The organism is Kocuria sp. MNB10 (assembly GCF_054073685.1).
Map to the genome: position 1 here is coordinate 1,755,304 of NZ_CM133411.1, position 14,475 is coordinate 1,769,778.

General features: G+C 68.7%; 15 protein-coding genes. 7 read left to right on the forward strand and 8 right to left on the reverse strand.

The features are described from left to right. Nucleotides 1-79 precede the first annotated feature (79 nt). Complete coding sequence (locus ACW9PK_RS07885; protein ID WP_457015491.1) at nucleotides 80-1,654, reverse strand: alanine/glycine:cation symporter family protein; 1,575 nt, start codon at nucleotides 1,652-1,654, stop codon at nucleotides 80-82. Between the two features lie 151 nt (nucleotides 1,655-1,805). Further along, nucleotides 1,806-2,201, reverse strand: a complete 396-nt coding sequence (locus ACW9PK_RS07890) for a hypothetical protein (protein ID WP_085106171.1) — start codon at nucleotides 2,199-2,201, stop codon at nucleotides 1,806-1,808. A 207-nt stretch (nucleotides 2,202-2,408) separates the two neighbouring features. Between ACW9PK_RS07890 and ACW9PK_RS07895 the strand changes: the two genes are divergently transcribed. From ACW9PK_RS07895 to ACW9PK_RS07905, 3 genes are all read left to right on the forward strand, one after another. After that, a complete protein-coding gene (locus ACW9PK_RS07895) occupies nucleotides 2,409-3,185 on the forward strand; it encodes a type 1 glutamine amidotransferase domain-containing protein (protein WP_098053724.1) in 777 nt (258 codons plus the stop codon). 94 nt (nucleotides 3,186-3,279) lie between these two features. Then, a complete protein-coding gene (locus ACW9PK_RS07900; protein WP_457015492.1) occupies nucleotides 3,280-4,032 on the forward strand; it encodes an SDR family NAD(P)-dependent oxidoreductase in 753 nt (250 codons plus the stop codon). A 171-nt stretch (nucleotides 4,033-4,203) separates the two neighbouring features. Further along, a complete protein-coding gene (locus ACW9PK_RS07905) occupies nucleotides 4,204-5,790 on the forward strand; it encodes a DEAD/DEAH box helicase (protein WP_457015493.1) in 1,587 nt (528 codons plus the stop codon). 169 nt (nucleotides 5,791-5,959) lie between these two features. On the opposite strand, the gene ACW9PK_RS07910 is transcribed toward ACW9PK_RS07905, so the two are convergent. Continuing rightward, entirely contained in the window at nucleotides 5,960-6,610 is a 651-nt protein-coding gene (locus ACW9PK_RS07910; protein WP_457015494.1) for an HAD family hydrolase, read from the reverse strand. Nucleotides 6,611-6,704: 94 nt separating this feature from the next. Further along, the gene (locus ACW9PK_RS07915; RefSeq protein WP_144997273.1) at nucleotides 6,705-7,376 is read right to left on the reverse strand and encodes an HAD family hydrolase; all 672 of its coding nucleotides are present in this window, start codon (nucleotides 7,374-7,376) and stop codon (nucleotides 6,705-6,707) included. Nucleotides 7,377-7,428: 52 nt separating this feature from the next. Here ACW9PK_RS07915 and ACW9PK_RS07920 point away from each other — a divergent pair, with 52 nt between their 5' ends. Genes ACW9PK_RS07920 through ACW9PK_RS07930 form a run of 3 tightly spaced genes read left to right on the forward strand, consistent with a single transcriptional unit; the run spans nucleotide 7,429 to nucleotide 9,220 of the window. After that, entirely contained in the window at nucleotides 7,429-8,079 is a 651-nt protein-coding gene (locus ACW9PK_RS07920) for a hypothetical protein (protein WP_457015495.1), read from the forward strand. Further along, complete coding sequence (locus tag ACW9PK_RS07925) at nucleotides 8,076-8,627, forward strand: GNAT family N-acetyltransferase (RefSeq protein ID WP_276207482.1); 552 nt, start codon at nucleotides 8,076-8,078, stop codon at nucleotides 8,625-8,627. The genes ACW9PK_RS07920 and ACW9PK_RS07925 overlap by 4 nt, the downstream gene beginning before the upstream one ends. Continuing rightward, a complete protein-coding gene (locus ACW9PK_RS07930) occupies nucleotides 8,624-9,220 on the forward strand; it encodes a DNA-3-methyladenine glycosylase I (protein WP_064846346.1) in 597 nt (198 codons plus the stop codon). The genes ACW9PK_RS07925 and ACW9PK_RS07930 overlap by 4 nt, the downstream gene beginning before the upstream one ends. Before the next feature lie 18 nt (nucleotides 9,221-9,238). On the opposite strand, the gene ACW9PK_RS07935 is transcribed toward ACW9PK_RS07930, so the two are convergent. The 4 genes from ACW9PK_RS07935 to ACW9PK_RS07950 form a co-directional block, all read right to left on the reverse strand. After that, entirely contained in the window at nucleotides 9,239-9,472 is a 234-nt protein-coding gene (locus tag ACW9PK_RS07935) for a hypothetical protein (protein ID WP_064846347.1), read from the reverse strand. Between the two features lie 150 nt (nucleotides 9,473-9,622). Continuing rightward, nucleotides 9,623-10,246: a DUF3618 domain-containing protein gene (locus tag ACW9PK_RS07940; protein ID WP_085106177.1), complete on the reverse strand. Its 624-nt coding sequence runs from the start codon at nucleotides 10,244-10,246 to the stop codon at nucleotides 9,623-9,625. Continuing rightward, nucleotides 10,243-10,713, reverse strand: a complete 471-nt coding sequence (locus tag ACW9PK_RS07945) for a phage holin family protein (protein ID WP_064846349.1) — start codon at nucleotides 10,711-10,713, stop codon at nucleotides 10,243-10,245. Before ACW9PK_RS07945 ends, ACW9PK_RS07940 begins: the two co-directional genes overlap by 4 nt. Next, complete coding sequence (locus ACW9PK_RS07950) at nucleotides 10,710-11,504, reverse strand: hypothetical protein (RefSeq protein WP_457015496.1); 795 nt, start codon at nucleotides 11,502-11,504, stop codon at nucleotides 10,710-10,712. Before ACW9PK_RS07950 ends, ACW9PK_RS07945 begins: the two co-directional genes overlap by 4 nt. 235 nt (nucleotides 11,505-11,739) lie before the next feature. On the opposite strand from ACW9PK_RS07950, the gene clpB reads away from it, so the two are divergent. Next, on the forward strand, nucleotides 11,740-14,430 hold the full coding sequence (clpB, locus tag ACW9PK_RS07955) for an ATP-dependent chaperone ClpB (RefSeq protein ID WP_457015497.1): 2,691 nt from the start codon (nucleotides 11,740-11,742) through the stop codon (nucleotides 14,428-14,430). Nucleotides 14,431-14,475: the final 45 nt, after the last annotated feature.

Sequence of the window (14,475 nt, forward strand, 5' to 3'; positions counted from 1 at the left end):
GCTCGGCCCGGCCCGCACCCCGCGGGGAACGCCCCGGTGTGGGAATGCCCCGGGGCGAAAGCCCCGGGGTGCGGGACCGTCAGTCGCGCTCGGCGGACGACGCCGCGGCGTCGCCCCCCGGTGCCGCACAGGTAGCGGCCCCGGCGCGGGGGGACTCGGCGGGCGGGACCACGGGCAGCGTACCCGTCTCCGACAGTGCCGGGTTGGCCGAGGAGAGGTCCACCGTGTGGTGGATCTGGGCGTCCAGGGCACCGGGGTGGGTGCCCATGAACGCGTCGATCTGATCGGTCGTGGCGTTGAACTTGGGATCGTTCTTCAGATACAGGTTGGTCTCCCGGACCACCAGGCCGGAGAGGATGATCAGCCCGATCAGGTTGGGGATGGCCATGAGCCCGTTCATGATGTCCGAGAAGGACCACACGAGCGTGAGCGGGGCGAGGGCGCCCAGACCGGCCGCGAGGGAGAAGATCACGCGGTACACGATGGCCGCTCGGGCCCCCGCGAGGCGTTCCACGTTGCGCTCGCCGTAATACGCCCACCCCAGGACGGTGGAGTAACCCAGCAGCACCAGGCAGATGGTGACCACGATCCCGCCCCACGAACCGGGCAGGCCCGTGGCGAACGCCACGGAGGTCATGGTCGCGGTGTCCGCGCCGTTCCACACCCCGGTCGTGAGGATTACGAAACCTGTGATGGAGATGACCACCAGGGTGTCCACGAAGGTCTGGGTCATGGACACGAGACCCTGACGCACGGGGTGGCTCGTCTGCGCCACGGACGCGGCGATCGAGGCGGTGCCCATGCCGGACTCGTTGGAGAACAGGGAGCGGGCGGCACCCATCTGGATGGCCATGAGCACCGTGGAGCCCACGAAACCGCCGGCGGCACCCATGGGGGTGAACGCGCCGGTGAAGATGAGGCGCAGCGCCTCGGGGATCCCCTGGAAGTTCACGCCGATGATGTACAGCCCCGAACCGATGTAGAGCACGATCATGAGCGGGACCATGTATGTGGTGACCTTGGCGATCGACTGGATCCCGCCCAGCAGGGCGAGCCCGGTGCCCACGGCCAGGACCACGGCGGTGATCACGGGGGAGACGTTGAAGGTGTGTTCCAGGTTGGACGCGATCGCGTTGCCCTGGGTCATGTTGCCGATCCCGAACGTGGCCACCACGCAGCACACCGCGAACATCACGGACAGGAAGCGGCCGAACTTATTGGGGATGCCGCGGGCCAGGTACACCTGCGGTCCGCCGGTGAGCTGACCGGCGGTGTCCCGGGTGCGGAAGCGCACGCCCAGGAAGCACTCCGCGTACTTGGACGCCATGCCGAACAGCGCGGTGATCCACATCCAGAACAGGGCGCCGGGGCCGCCGATGGACATGGCCGCTGCCACACCCACGATGTTGCCCGTCCCCACCGTGGCGGCCAGCGCCGTGGACATCGCTGCGAAGGAGGAGATGTCGCCCTTCTCCCCGGTGGCCCGGGAACGGCGCCCGAATCCCAGGCTCATGGCCTTGGTGAAGAGTCGGAACTGGATGCCGCGCAAGCGGAACGTCAGGAAGATCCCCGTTCCCAGCAGCAGGGGGATCAGGAGCCACGGTCCCCAGATCAGGTCACGAACGAAGTCCAGATTGCGTTGGAGGGTTTCCATGGGGGTACGGAGCTTTCCGTGAGCAACGGTGCGAATTGCTGACTAACGTAGCAGCTCGGCGCGCGTCCCGGGGGCGCGGTCCCGGCAGGGAAGACGACGACGCCGCAGTGGCGGACCACTGCGGCGTCGTCGGGAAAGCGTGGCGCTTGCGTTACTTCTGCAGCACGAGGGCCGCTCCGATGGCGGCCAGGAACGCGTCCTTGGAGAGCGTCAGGCCCTGCTCGGACGGGCGGATGCCGTCCTCCTGGGTCATGTCCGAGTTGCGGAAGTACATGCTCAGCAGCCCGGCGCTGAAGGCGAGCAGGCCCGCGCCGGCCAGGCGCTTGGACACGAACGGGGTCAGCAGGGCGGTGCCCAGGGCCAGTTCGGTGCCGGCGATGAACTTGGTGAAGGTCTGGGAGTCCCAGTCCGCGAACTGGGGGACACCGGTGGAGGCGAACTGCTTGAGGCCCTCGGCGGACTCGGCGTCCATGCCGAGCTTGCCGTAGCCGGACTGGAGCAGGAACGCGCCGGGGACACCGCGCAGGATGGCGTTGGAAATGCGCATGACTGAGCCTTTCGTCGGGAGGTGCGGTGGGGGCGGAGCAGGGCCCTGGGTACCCACCGGGGATCGCTGTTCATCCTAACAGCGGGCCTTTTCACGGCAGCGGGGTGGGTGCAACATGCCGACAGTGAACGCACGGACGCCGCCCACGGTGCGATGTCTACTGTGGTGCCACGTCGCGCGCACCGCGCGCCCTCGGAAAGGAGAACCATGGACATCGAGACCATGAAGAAGATCCTCCTGGTGCTGACCAGCCAGGACACCCTGGGAGACACGGGGGAGGCCACCGGTTACAACGTGGCCGAGGCGTCCCACCCGTGGAAGGTCTTCCGGGACGCCGGCTATTTCGTGGACTTCGCCTCGATCGCCGGGGGTCAGCCCCCGCGTGACGAGGTCCAGGAGGACGACCCCGTCCAAGTGGAGTTCACGCAGGATGAGACCGTCAAGGCGTCCCTCTACAACACGCCGCGGGTCTCCGTGGTGGACCCCTCCCAGTACGACGCCGTCTACCTCGTGGGCGGGCACGGCACCATGTGGGACTTCACCGGGGACGCGGACCTGCAGAAGCTCATCGCGTCCGTCTACGACTCCGGTGGCGTGGTGGGCGCGGTGTGCCACGGCCCCGCCGGCCTCGTGGACGTGGAGCTCGGCACGGGCGTGGCGTTGCTGTCCGGGCGCAAGGTGGCCGCATTCACCAATGCGGAGGAGAAAGCCGTGGGCAAGCAGGACGTGGTGCCGTACCTGCTCCAGGACAAGCTCGAGGAACAAGGCGCCACGGTCAAGCTCGCCGACAACTGGGAGGAGAACGTCCAGGTGGACGAGCGCCTCGTCACGGGGCAGAACCCCCAGTCCGCCGCGGGTGTGGCCAAGGAGATGACCAAGCTGCTCACCGAGGTCGTGCGCGAACAGAAGGCGGAGGAGGAAGAGGCCGCCCAGAAGCTGCGTGCGGAGCGGGACGCGGAGAAAGCCGCGGAGGATGACGAGTGACGGCGTCCTGACTCATTGCCGCACGCCCTGGTGGTCGGCGGCGACACGGGTGAGACTGGAAGCGGTCCCCATGGATTCGACGCCAGGAGTTGTCATGCCAGAGTTCACGTCCCGTGTCGCGCTGGTCACCGGCGCCGCCTCCGGTATCGGTGAGGCCATTGCCAAACACCTGGCCCGGCAGGGCGCCAAGGTGGTGGTCACGGACATCGATTCCACCGGGATCGACGACGTGGTCCAGGCCATCATGGCGGACGGCGGGGACGCCGCCGGGATCCGTCAGGACGTCTCCAAGCGCGAGGACGCCGTGGCCGCCGTCGACTTCGCGGTGCAGACCTACGGCGGACTGCACTACGCCGTGAACAATGCCGGCGTGGGCGGGCAGATGGAGGCCCTCGGGGAGACCGATATCGAGGCGTGGGAGCGCACGCTCGCGATCGATCTCACCGGCGTGGCCTACGGGATGCACGCCCAGCTGCCCGTGATCGAACAGCACGGGGGAGGGGCCATCGTGAACATCGGCTCCATCCATTCCACCGTGGCCACCGCCGTGGGCAACAGCGCGTACACCGCGGCCAAGCACGGTCTCGTGGGTCTCACCAAGCAGACGGGCGTGGACTACGCCCGACGCGGCGTACGCGTGAACGCGGTGGGTCCCGCCTACATCGACACCCCGCTGCTCAAGAACCTGCCCCCGCAGACGCTGTCGGGACTGATCGACAAGCACCCCATGGGGCGGCTGGGCACCTCGCAGGAAGTGGCTCAGCTGACCACGTTCCTGCTCTCGGACGGCGCGTCCTTCATCACCGGGGGCTACTTCCTGGTGGATGGCGGGTACACGGCGGTCTGAGTAGCGGCGACACCCCCGGGTCACGGGTGTTCCGGCACGCGTGTAGAATGGTCAGGTTCCCCCGTACACATTGCGGGGTAGAGGCGCGCCGGTCCGAGGCGCGCAGTTCGCGCCCCAACATGGCGCGTGCGCGCGGAATCGTTTCGCGCGGACCAACCTGAAAGACGTTCTTTGTCTCATTCCTTTGAAGACCTCGGTGTATCCGAGGCGCTTTCCGCTGACCTCGCCCGCGTGGGCATCACGGAAGCTTTCCCCATCCAAGAGAAAACTCTCCCCGATTCACTGTCCGGGCGTGACGTGCTCGGCCGCGGCCGCACCGGCTCGGGCAAGACGGTCGCGTTCGCGCTGCCGCTCGTGTCCCGGCTCGCGGGACTCGCCCCCGGCTCGTCCCGCGTGGCCCGCCGGGCGAACCGCCCCACCGGCCTGGTGCTGGCTCCCACGCGTGAGCTCGCGACCCAGATCGATCGCACCGTGGCGCCCCTGGCCAAGGCCGCGGGGCTGAACACCACCGTGATCTTCGGCGGTGTCTCCCAGAAGCACCAGGAGAAGGCGCTCGCGGGCGGTGTGGACATCGTCGTGGCCTGCCCGGGCCGGCTCGAGGACCTCATCAAGCAAGGTCTGCTCACGCTCGACGACGTCCGCGTGACCGTCCTGGACGAGGCCGACCACATGGCCGACATGGGCTTCCTGCCCGTGGTCACCCGGATCCTGTCCCGCACCCCCAAGGGCTCCCAGCGGTTGCTGTTCTCCGCGACCCTGGACAACGGCGTGGACATCCTGGTCAAGAAGTTCCTCAAGGACCCGGTGCTGCACTCGGCGGACAACGCCCAGGCCGCGGTGACCACCATGGACCACCACGTCCTGGTCACCGACAGCGATCACAAGCAAGCGCTGATCGAGACCCTCGCGTCGGGCACCGGTCGACGGATGATGTTCACCCGCACCAAGTACCGCGCCAAGAAGATGGCCAAGAAGCTCAGTCAGGCCGGGATCCCCGCGGTGGACCTGCAGGGTAACCTGTCCCAGGGCGCGCGGGACCGCCATCTCGCCGCGTTCTCCGCGGGTGACGTGCGGGTCCTCGTGGCCACGGACGTGGCCGCGCGCGGTGTCCACGTGGACGACGTCGAACTCGTCGTGCACATTGACCCGCCCGCCGAGCACAAGTCCTACCTGCACCGTTCCGGCCGCACAGCGCGGGCCGGCGCCTCCGGGTCCGTGATCACGATCGCGACCACCGAGGAGCGCTCGGACGTCAACAAGCTCATGAAGAAGGCCGGTGTCACGCCCCGCGTGGACCAGGTCGCACCCGGTTCCGAGGTCGTGAAGGACCTCGTGGGCGAGCGCGCCGAGCGCGTTGCGCCGGGTGCCACCCCGACCGGCGCGACCGGTGGCTTGCCTTCCGCTTCCCGTTCCGGCGGGGGTGCCTCCGGGTCCCGGCGCGGTGGCCGTGGCGGTTCGGGCCGGGGCCGCGGTCGCGGTTCCGCTCAGGCCGCCGGACGCGGCAACGGTACTCGTTCCGGCGACGCCGGTGCCGGGCGCGGTCCCTCGAACGGGCGTTCGCAGGCTCGCTCCAGTGAACGACGCCGCGGTGGCAGCGTCGATGGCGCGGCCTCCGGTAGCGCACGCCCCGGCGCGTCCCGCTCCGCCCGCGGCGGTTCCGCCCAGCGCGGCCACGGGGCGGACCGGGTTCCGGACCGCGCCACGGCGGCGGCGCAGCGGCGTCGTGAGAACAACCGGGCGGGTCAGCCCACTCGCTGATCGCTCGGCGAGGGTCGCCGCGAGCGCTGTCCCACCTCGACCCCGGGGTGGAACGGTGCTCGCGGAACTGCGCTTCCCAGTGGAGAACTCCCGGTCTGATGAGTCATCGGACCGGGAGTTCTCTATTGCTGGTTCGGGTCGGGGCGGTTCCGGCATCATGCCCGCGGGCCTACTCCGGAGGAGTGAGCGAGCGCAGGAAGTCCAGGGTGACGTCCTCGTGCGCGTTGACGAACACCCGGTGCGGGCCGTCGGGGACGGGCTTGTCACCCGGGACGACCACCACGGTCATGCCCGCGGCAACCGCACTGCGCACCCCCGGTTCCGAGTCCTCGATGGCCACGCAATTCCGCGGGGCGACTCCGAGCAGTTTGGCACCCGTGAGGTACGGTTCGGGATCCGGCTTGGGACGGGTCACATCGTCCTGGGACACGATCCGGGTGAGCACGTCCGGGGCGCCAGCGGCGGTGGTCCCCGCAACCGAGCTCAGCGCGTTCGTGACGATCGCCGCCGGGATACCGGCCTCGCTCAGTTCGCTCAACAGCGAGCGCATGCCGGGCAGGAAGGGTACGCGGTCGTTCATGCTGTCGATCACGTGCTCGGCGAGTTGCTGCGTGATGTCCTCGACGGAATCGGTGGCCCCGCGTTCCACGAACTTGCGGGCCGCATCCGGCACGGTCCCCCCGAGGGTCGCGTGATCGTCCTCCACGGTCCAGCTCTGGTCGTACCGCTGCGCGACCTTGCGCTTGGCGGCCGCCCATTGGGGCTCCGTGTCCACGAGGGTGCCGTCGTGGTCGAAAAGCACAGCCAGGGGGTAGGTCATGGCCACCTTTCGGAAGCATCGGGGGTGGGATATGGGACCCCAGTTTACCGGCGAACCCCGGGGCCGGAGGCGTCGTCGTCGGGATGCCGCCGCGCTATGCAGGGGCCAGGCCGCGCAGGAAGTCCAGGGTGAGCGCCGCGTGATCGGCCACGTGCACGATGCCGGGTCCGGGCAGGACCTGCTGCACCCCCGGGACCACGACCGTGGTGATCCCCGCGGCCACGCCGGACGCCGCGCCGGAGGGCGAATCCTCCACGACCACGCACGCCCCGGGCGCCACGCCCAGACGCCTGGCGGCCTCGAGGTACGCGTCCGGATCCGGTTTGGGCCTGACCCCCTGGGCCACCTCCTGGTCCCCGATGATCACCCGGAACAGGTTGTCCGGGGCCAGGGACGCGGTGTAGCGGGCCACCTCGGAGGTCGCGTTCGTGACGATCGCCGCGGGGATCCCGGCACGGTCCAGGTCCTCCAGGAGAGGTACGACCCCGGGAATGAACGTGGGCGGGTTCTCCTCCAACACCGCCTGCAGCACCCCGTAGAACTCGCGGTAGACCTCGTCCAGCGACCCCGGTACGCCCAGCGCGCTCAACCGCTCCACGGTGGTCGCGAGCGGCCTGCCCAGGGTGTCCTGGGTGTCCCGCTCGGTCCACTCACCCCCGTGCGCGGCCACGATCCGCTGCTTGCCCAGTTCCCACAGCGGTTCGGTGTCCACCAGGGTGCCGTCATGGTCGAAGAGGACGGCCTGCGGGAAGTCGTGGGTGCTCATGACCCCACGGTACGTGCCCGCCCCGACACGGACCGCGCCCTACGATGGACGTATGAGTGCTTCCGATTCCGCGTCCGCCCATCACAGACCGGGATCCGCGCTGTCCGGCGCCTTCCCGGTGATCATGATCGCGGTGGCCGCGGCGTTGGCCCTGTGGGTCGGCTTCGGCCGGGGCGTCGCGGGTCTGCTCGGCTCCCTCACCCCGGTCTACGCGGCGGCGATCGGGCTGCCCATCCTGCTGTTACACGTCATCGCGGCGGCGCTGTTCCGCCGGGACGCACTCAGCTACCCGTCCCACGCCATGAGCCGGCGGGGCATGCTCACTGCGGTGGCCTCATGGGCGATCACGCTGTGCTTCGGGTTCTTCCTCCCGGATTCCACCGCCCACGGTATGCAGTCCCTGTTCACCCATGCGGTCGGCGCCGAGTACGTGGAGTTGAGTTACGGGTTTGTCAACATCTTCGGCGTGCTGTCCGTGGCGCTCGCGGTCGCCCTGGTGTTGCTCGCGCTCACGGATCTGCGCGTCACGGCGCGCCGGCTGCGCGGTGAGCCCCTCACGGAGGACGAGCGCCTGGACCGCCTTGAGGCGCACCCCCGCGGTCTCGACGCTGCCTCCGACGCCGACGCCGACGCCGACGCCGACGCCGCCGGTGCCGGGCCCGCGCCGGCGAGCGCGACGTCGTCGTCCCGGGAACGACCGTGACGGTGCCGCTGCGCACGCCGCGACTCATGCTGCGTGCCTACCGCGCGGACGACGCCGCGTTCGTGCGTGACCTGTATGCACGCGCCGAGGTGCAGCGCTACATCGGGGACGGCACGCAGCGCGTGAGCTCGGACGGGCAGGCCCGGGAGAAGATCCGGGGCTGGGACCAGGGCTACGCGCACGAGCCGGTGCTCGGTGTGTGGGCCATCGTCGACCCGGTCGGCGCCCTCGCGGGGACCCTGCTGCTCAAGCCCATCCCCGATTCCGGCACGAACACCGCGACCGACGTGGAGGTCGGGTGGCACCTGCACCCGCGCGCGTGGGGACGCGGATACGCCACGGAGGCGGCCCGTGCCGTGCTGGCCCACGCCTTCGAGCACGGTCAGGACCGGGTGGTCGCCGTGACGCACCCAGCCAACCGGGCGTCGCAGGCCGTGTGTCGTCGCCTGGGCATGACCCACCGCGGTCTCAGCCGAGCGTACTACGACGCCGAGTGCGCACTCTTCGAGCTCCGGGCACCCACCGCGCACGAAGGGGAGGCAGCATGAGTGATCCCGATCTCGTGATCGGTGCGGACGGTCTCGCCCGGCCCAGATGGGCGGCTTCGGACCCACTGCTCAGGGAGTACTACGACCACGAGTGGGGCGTGCCGGTGCGGGACGAGACCGGGCTGTTCGAGCGCGTGACGCTCGAGGCGTTCCAATCCGGGCTGTCATGGCGCACGGTGCTCGCGAAACGGCCGGCGTTCCGGGAGGTCTTTCACGGCTTCGACCCGGAGGCCGTGGCGGCCATGGACGAACGGGACGTCGAGCGGCTCCTGGGGGACGCGCGGATCATCCGCAACCGGCGCAAGATCGAGGCGACCGTGACGAACGCGCGAGCCACCGTGGCTCTGCGCGAGGACGGCGGTCTGGCGGACCTCGTGTGGTCCTTCATGCCGAGCAGTACCCCGCATCCCGATCGCTTCGCGGACGTCCCGACCACCTCGGATGAGAGCAGGGCCCTGTCCCGCGAACTGAAACGGCGCGGGTTCGTGTTCGTGGGTCCCACGACCATGTACGCGCTCATGGAAGCGATCGGGATGGTGGACACCCATTTGGTGGGCAGTCACCGCCGCGGGACCTCCGGGGTCTGGACGTGAGACTGGGTGCCGCGGGCGCTAGCGATCACGACGGCGCAGATAGCTGCGGCCGTCGGAATCCCTGACCATCTCGTAGTCGTCCTGGAGGTTGCGGTACCAGTCCTGGGCCTCGGGGGTCATCTCGGTGTTGCCCCGCAGGTTCATGGAGCTGCGGTTGGCCGGTCCCACGAAGCGCATCACCACCTTGTTGAAACGCTGCAGCCGACTCGGCTTGCGCGGGGTGGTCTCATCGGACGGTGAATCGGTGTCCACGGCGGGTTCCTTTGGAGACTGCGGGTGGGGAGAGAACTCTGGGGAGCGCACGCGCGTCCCACCTCCATTATGCCCGACGCAGGGGTGAGAAAGGCCCGAGGGCCCCTGACCGTTCCCGGTCAGGGGCCCTCGGGTGCGATTACGAGCGGATCAGGCCCGCTGCGTGTCGTCCTTGACGTTTTTGGCGTGCTCCTGCGCGGAGCCCTTGAGCTGGCCGGCTTCCTGCTGACCCTGCTCCTTGACCTCCTGGGCGCCGGACTGCGCGGTCTGCTTGACCGACTCCGCAGCCTCCTTGGCCGGTTTTTTCAGGTCGTCCGCGATCTCCTGCGCGGCTTCCTTGGTGGAATCCATGGCGCTCTGCAGGTGCGGCTGGACGCGGTCGGCAGCCTCGGCCACGAGCTCCTGCTCCTTCTGGCTCGAGGGCAGCAGGGAACCGATCAACCAACCGGCACCGAGGGCGATCAGGCCCGCGGCCATGGGGTTGCCACGGGTCTTGGCCCGGGCGGCCGCCGGGGCGTTGCTGATGGCATCGCCGGCCTGGTCCATGCGGTGGGAGGCCTCGTCACGAAGGTCGCGGCCTGTGTCCCGGGCGTCCTCTGCGGAGCCCATGATGGACTCACGGACGTCCTGGATCTTGTGGCGGGCCTTGCTCTTCTGACGGTCGACCACCTTTTCCGGGGTCACCTTCTCCGCCACGGCGTCCACGTCCGCATTCAGGCGTGCACGGGTGGCTTCGATGTCGGCGCGGATCTGATCGGGGTTCTGCTGGCTCATCGGGTCTCCTTGGAAGGCTTCACGGTATCCGGAATTTCGCTGACGGTTTCGCGGGTTCGGGGCAGCGGGTCCTTGGTGGCCTGGGCCATCTTGCGCTTGCCGCGGTCCAGGTTCTTCTTGCCCACAGCGGCGAGGATCGCGGCGATGATCGCCCAGATGACCGCCACGATCACGGCCGACCAGCCAAGACCCACCAGGTTGCCCAGGGCCCACATGAGGGCCAGGGATAGGAACAGGAGCACGAAGTGGCCGGCCACACCGGCGCCTCCCAACAGTCCCGCGCCCTTACCTGTGACCTTTACGGAGTCCGTGGCCTTCTGGATCGCCATGTTTGCCTCGGCCTTGGCCAGCGCGATCTCCTGCTGGATCAGGGTGGTCAGGTTGGTGCTCAGAGACTTGAACATCTCACCGAGCGACTCGTGCTCCGCCCGCTCTTCGGGTTCCGACGGGGGAATGGGGTGACTCATCGACGCTCACTGCCTTGTCCGGGGTAGGTGGTGCCGGGGACCTGGGTGTCGCCCTGACCGGGGTACGTGGTGCCGGGAACCTGCGCGTCGCGCTGATCCGGGTAGACCGTGCCGGGAACCCGGTCGGTGTAGGTGCGGGTGCCCTCGCTACGGGTGTCGTTGCGGTACGCGTACGTGTCACCCGTGCTGGGGGTGCCGTACGCGGGTGCCTGGGTGCGGGCGACGGTGTCGTGGTGGTCGTTGCCGATCTCGTCGCTGTCCTTGGCGCTGCGCGTGGCGCGCCCGGCGAGCAGACCGATGCCGGCCGCGATGGCCAGGAAGGTCCCGGGACGGCGGGCGGCGAAACGGCGTACGTCACCGAGCAGCTGCTGCGGGTCCTTGTTCTCCAGCGAGGACGCGAGGGAGTTCACGGTGCCCGAGGCGTTGCCGAGCAGGCCACTGACGTACTCGGTCTCAGGCTTCTTGCCTTGGGAGATGGCGTCCACCTCGTCGCTCACGGAGCGGACGGTCGATGCGAGGCGCTCTTGCTGCGGGCCCACGTAGCCCTGTAGGTCCTCCTTGAGGCGGCCCCACAGGTCGTGCGCCTGGCCCATGGCCTCGTCCTTGGCGGCGACGGCCTGCTCCTTGGCGGTCTCTTTCACGCGGCGGCCGGATCCAGCCGCCTCGTTCTTGAGCTGCTGCGCCTCGACCTTGCCGGATTCCGCGGCGACGTCCTTCTTGGACGGGACCTCGGTGGAACCCTGGGAGTGGGTCTGTTGACCAGCTCGACGCTGATCGTTGTTGTTGCTCATAGTGGCACCTTTCCTACAGCATGTGGTGGATTTAATAAGGCTACATATTATCTGGGGATTGGTATAGAGCATTCGATAATCTATTTCCACCCGAGTGGGCCGAAGATGCGGATGGAAAATGAATTGACAAACCATTTCTCGCTGAGCGGAATATCGGGCTTCCCGTATCAGGTTGAGCGTAGTAGACTCAAGTTAACTGAAGTCAACGTCATCACTACTGTCGGAAGGAGCCGCCGTGGACACCAAGTTCACGACCAAGTCCCAAGAAGCCCTGAGCGCTGCAGCGTCGAACGCCGCGACCGCGGGCAACCCCAACATCGAGCCCGCCCACGTCCTCAAGGCGCTCATGGACCAGCGCGACGGCGTGGCCGTCGCCGTCCTACAGGCCACCGGTGCCAACGCGGACGCCGTGTCCATCAAGGCGAGCAACATCATCCACGAGATGCCCAGCGCATCCGGGACCTCCACGGCCCAGCCCCAGCTGAGCCGCACCGCGCTGCAGGCACTGCAGGCTGCGGAGAACTACGCGCGTGACCTCAAGGACGAGTACGTCTCCACCGAGCACCTGCTCTACGGTCTGGCCGCGGGACGCGACAAGACCGCCGAGGCGCTGCAGGCTGCGGGCGTGACCACGGAGGCGCTCGCACAGGCCATCCCGCAGGTGCGCGGTGACCGCCGGGTCACCAGCCCGGACCCGGAGGGGACCTTCCAATCCCTCGAGAAGTTCGGCACGGACCTCACGGCGATCGCCCGCGAGGGGAAGCTCGATCCCGTGATCGGGCGTGACTCGGAGATCCGCCGCGTGGTCCAGGTGCTCTCGCGCCGGACCAAGAACAACCCCGTGCTGATCGGTGAGCCCGGTGTGGGTAAGACCGCCGTGGTCGAGGGCCTCGCCCAGCGCATGGTGGCCGGGGACGTACCCGAGTCGCTGCGCGGCAAGACCCTGATCTCCCTTGACCTGGGGTCCATGGTGGCCGGCGCCAAGTACCGCGGGGAGTTCGAGGAACGCCTCAAGGCCGTCCTGGACGAGATCAAGAAGTCCGAGGGTCAGATCGTCACGTTCATCGACGAGATCCACACGGTCGTGGGTGCGGGTGCGTCCGAGGGGTCCATGGACGCGGGCAACATGCTCAAGCCCATGCTGGCCCGCGGTGAGCTGCGCCTGATCGGTGCCACCACGCTGGACGAGTACCGCGAGAACATCGAGAAGGACGCCGCCCTGGAGCGTCGGTTCCAGCAGGTCTACGTGGGGGAACCCTCGGTCGAGGACACCGTGGCGATCCTGCGCGGGTTGAAGGAGCGTTACGAGGCGCACCACAAGGTGCAGATCGCGGACTCGGCACTCGTTGCCGCCGCTCAACTGTCCCAGCGTTACATCCCCAGCCGTCAGCTCCCGGACAAGGCCATCGACCTGATTGACGAGGCCGCGTCCCGGTTGCGCATGGAGATCGATTCCGCCCCGGAGGAGATCGACGAGCTGCGCCGCTCCGTGGACCGCTTGACCATGGAGGAACTGGCCCTGGATGGGGAGACAGACCCCGCGTCCGTCGAACGTCTGGCCGCTCTGCGCCAGGACAAGGCAGACAAGGAGGTCGAGCTGGATGCCCTCAACGCGCGGTGGGAGGCCGAGAAGGCCGGACTCAACCGCGTGGGTGACCTCAAGGCGCAGATCGACGACCTGCGCTCGCAGGCCGAACGCGCCCAGCGCAACGGTGACCTGGGGGAGGCCTCCCGCTTGCTGTACGGCGAGATCCCGGCTCTGCAGAAGGACCTGGACGCCGCACAGGCGCAGGAGGAGGCCGGGGCCCGGCATGACACCATGGTCTCGGAGGAGGTTACCGCGGACGACATCGCCGAGGTGATCTCCGCGTGGACCGGTATCCCCGCGGGCAAGATGCTGCAGGGCGAGTCCGACAAGCTGCTGCACATGGAGCAGCTGCTGGGCAAGCGCCTGATCGGGCAGAAGCCGGCCGTGAGTGCGGTTGCGGACGCCGTACGGCGTTCCCGCGCGGGGATCTCGGACCCGGACCGCCCCATCGGCTCGTTCCTGTTCCTGGGTCCCACGGGCGTGGGCAAGACCGAGCTGGCCAAGTCCCTCGCGGACTTCCAGTTCGACGACGAGCGCGCCCTGATCCGCATCGACATGTCCGAGTACTCGGAGAAGCACTCCGTCTCACGCCTAGTCGGTGCCCCTCCGGGGTACGTGGGCTACGACGAGGGCGGGCAGCTGACCGAGGCCGTGCGGCGTCGTCCGTACTCGGTGGTGCTGCTCGACGAGGTCGAGAAGGCCCATCCCGAGGTCTTCGACATCCTGCTGCAGGTCCTGGATGACGGCCGCCTGACCGACGGGCAGGGCCGCACGGTGGACTTCCGCAACGTGATTCTGATCCTGACCTCGAACATGGGCAGCCAGTTCCTGGTGGATCCCACCATGGACGAGGAGGCCAAGAAGAACGCCGTGATGGGCGTGGTCAACGCCTCGTTCAAGCCGGAGTTCCTCAACCGGTTGGACGACATCATCATGTTCGACCCGCTGAGCACCGAGGACCTGGCCAAGATCGTGGACATCCAGGTGGCCCAGCTCGCGCACCGTCTCGAGCAGCGGCGCCTGTCCCTGGAGGTCACGCCCGGGGCTAGCGAGTGGCTGGGCATCACGGGCTACGACCCCGCCTACGGTGCCCGCCCGCTGCGCCGGCTCGTGCAGCGCGAGATCGGTGACCGCTTGGCGCGCGGGCTGCTCTCCGGCGCCATCACGGACGGGGACACCGTGCTCGTGGACGTCAACCCGGACGTCGCCCAGGACGGCCTGACTGTCACCGCTTCGCACGGCGACGACCCGCAGGACGACGACGCCGCGCACGCCCACGACGCCGCGGCGCGGGACAGCGGCGACGACGTCGTGGACGCGGAGATCGTCGACGAGTGACACCCCGGCCGCCGCGGATGCGTTCGCGGTGACCGAGACCGCCCG

Coding starts and splice junctions, on each gene's coding strand:
- ACW9PK_RS07920 (WP_457015495.1), top strand. CDS start 7,429: ATGAGTGCTTCCGATTCCGCGTCCGCCCATCACAGACCGGGATCCGCG.
- ACW9PK_RS07895 (WP_098053724.1), top strand. CDS start 2,409: ATGGACATCGAGACCATGAAGAAGATCCTCCTGGTGCTGACCAGCCAG.
- ACW9PK_RS07885 (WP_457015491.1), bottom strand. CDS start 1,654: ATGGAAACCCTCCAACGCAATCTGGACTTCGTTCGTGACCTGATCTGG.
- ACW9PK_RS07900 (WP_457015492.1), top strand. CDS start 3,280: ATGCCAGAGTTCACGTCCCGTGTCGCGCTGGTCACCGGCGCCGCCTCC.
- ACW9PK_RS07915 (WP_144997273.1), bottom strand. CDS start 7,376: ATGAGCACCCACGACTTCCCGCAGGCCGTCCTCTTCGACCATGACGGC.
- ACW9PK_RS07950 (WP_457015496.1), bottom strand. CDS start 11,504: ATGAGCAACAACAACGATCAGCGTCGAGCTGGTCAACAGACCCACTCC.
- ACW9PK_RS07945 (WP_064846349.1), bottom strand. CDS start 10,713: ATGAGTCACCCCATTCCCCCGTCGGAACCCGAAGAGCGGGCGGAGCAC.
- ACW9PK_RS07940 (WP_085106177.1), bottom strand. CDS start 10,246: ATGAGCCAGCAGAACCCCGATCAGATCCGCGCCGACATCGAAGCCACC.
- ACW9PK_RS07930 (WP_064846346.1), top strand. CDS start 8,624: ATGAGTGATCCCGATCTCGTGATCGGTGCGGACGGTCTCGCCCGGCCC.
- ACW9PK_RS07910 (WP_457015494.1), bottom strand. CDS start 6,610: ATGACCTACCCCCTGGCTGTGCTTTTCGACCACGACGGCACCCTCGTG.
- ACW9PK_RS07890 (WP_085106171.1), bottom strand. CDS start 2,201: ATGCGCATTTCCAACGCCATCCTGCGCGGTGTCCCCGGCGCGTTCCTG.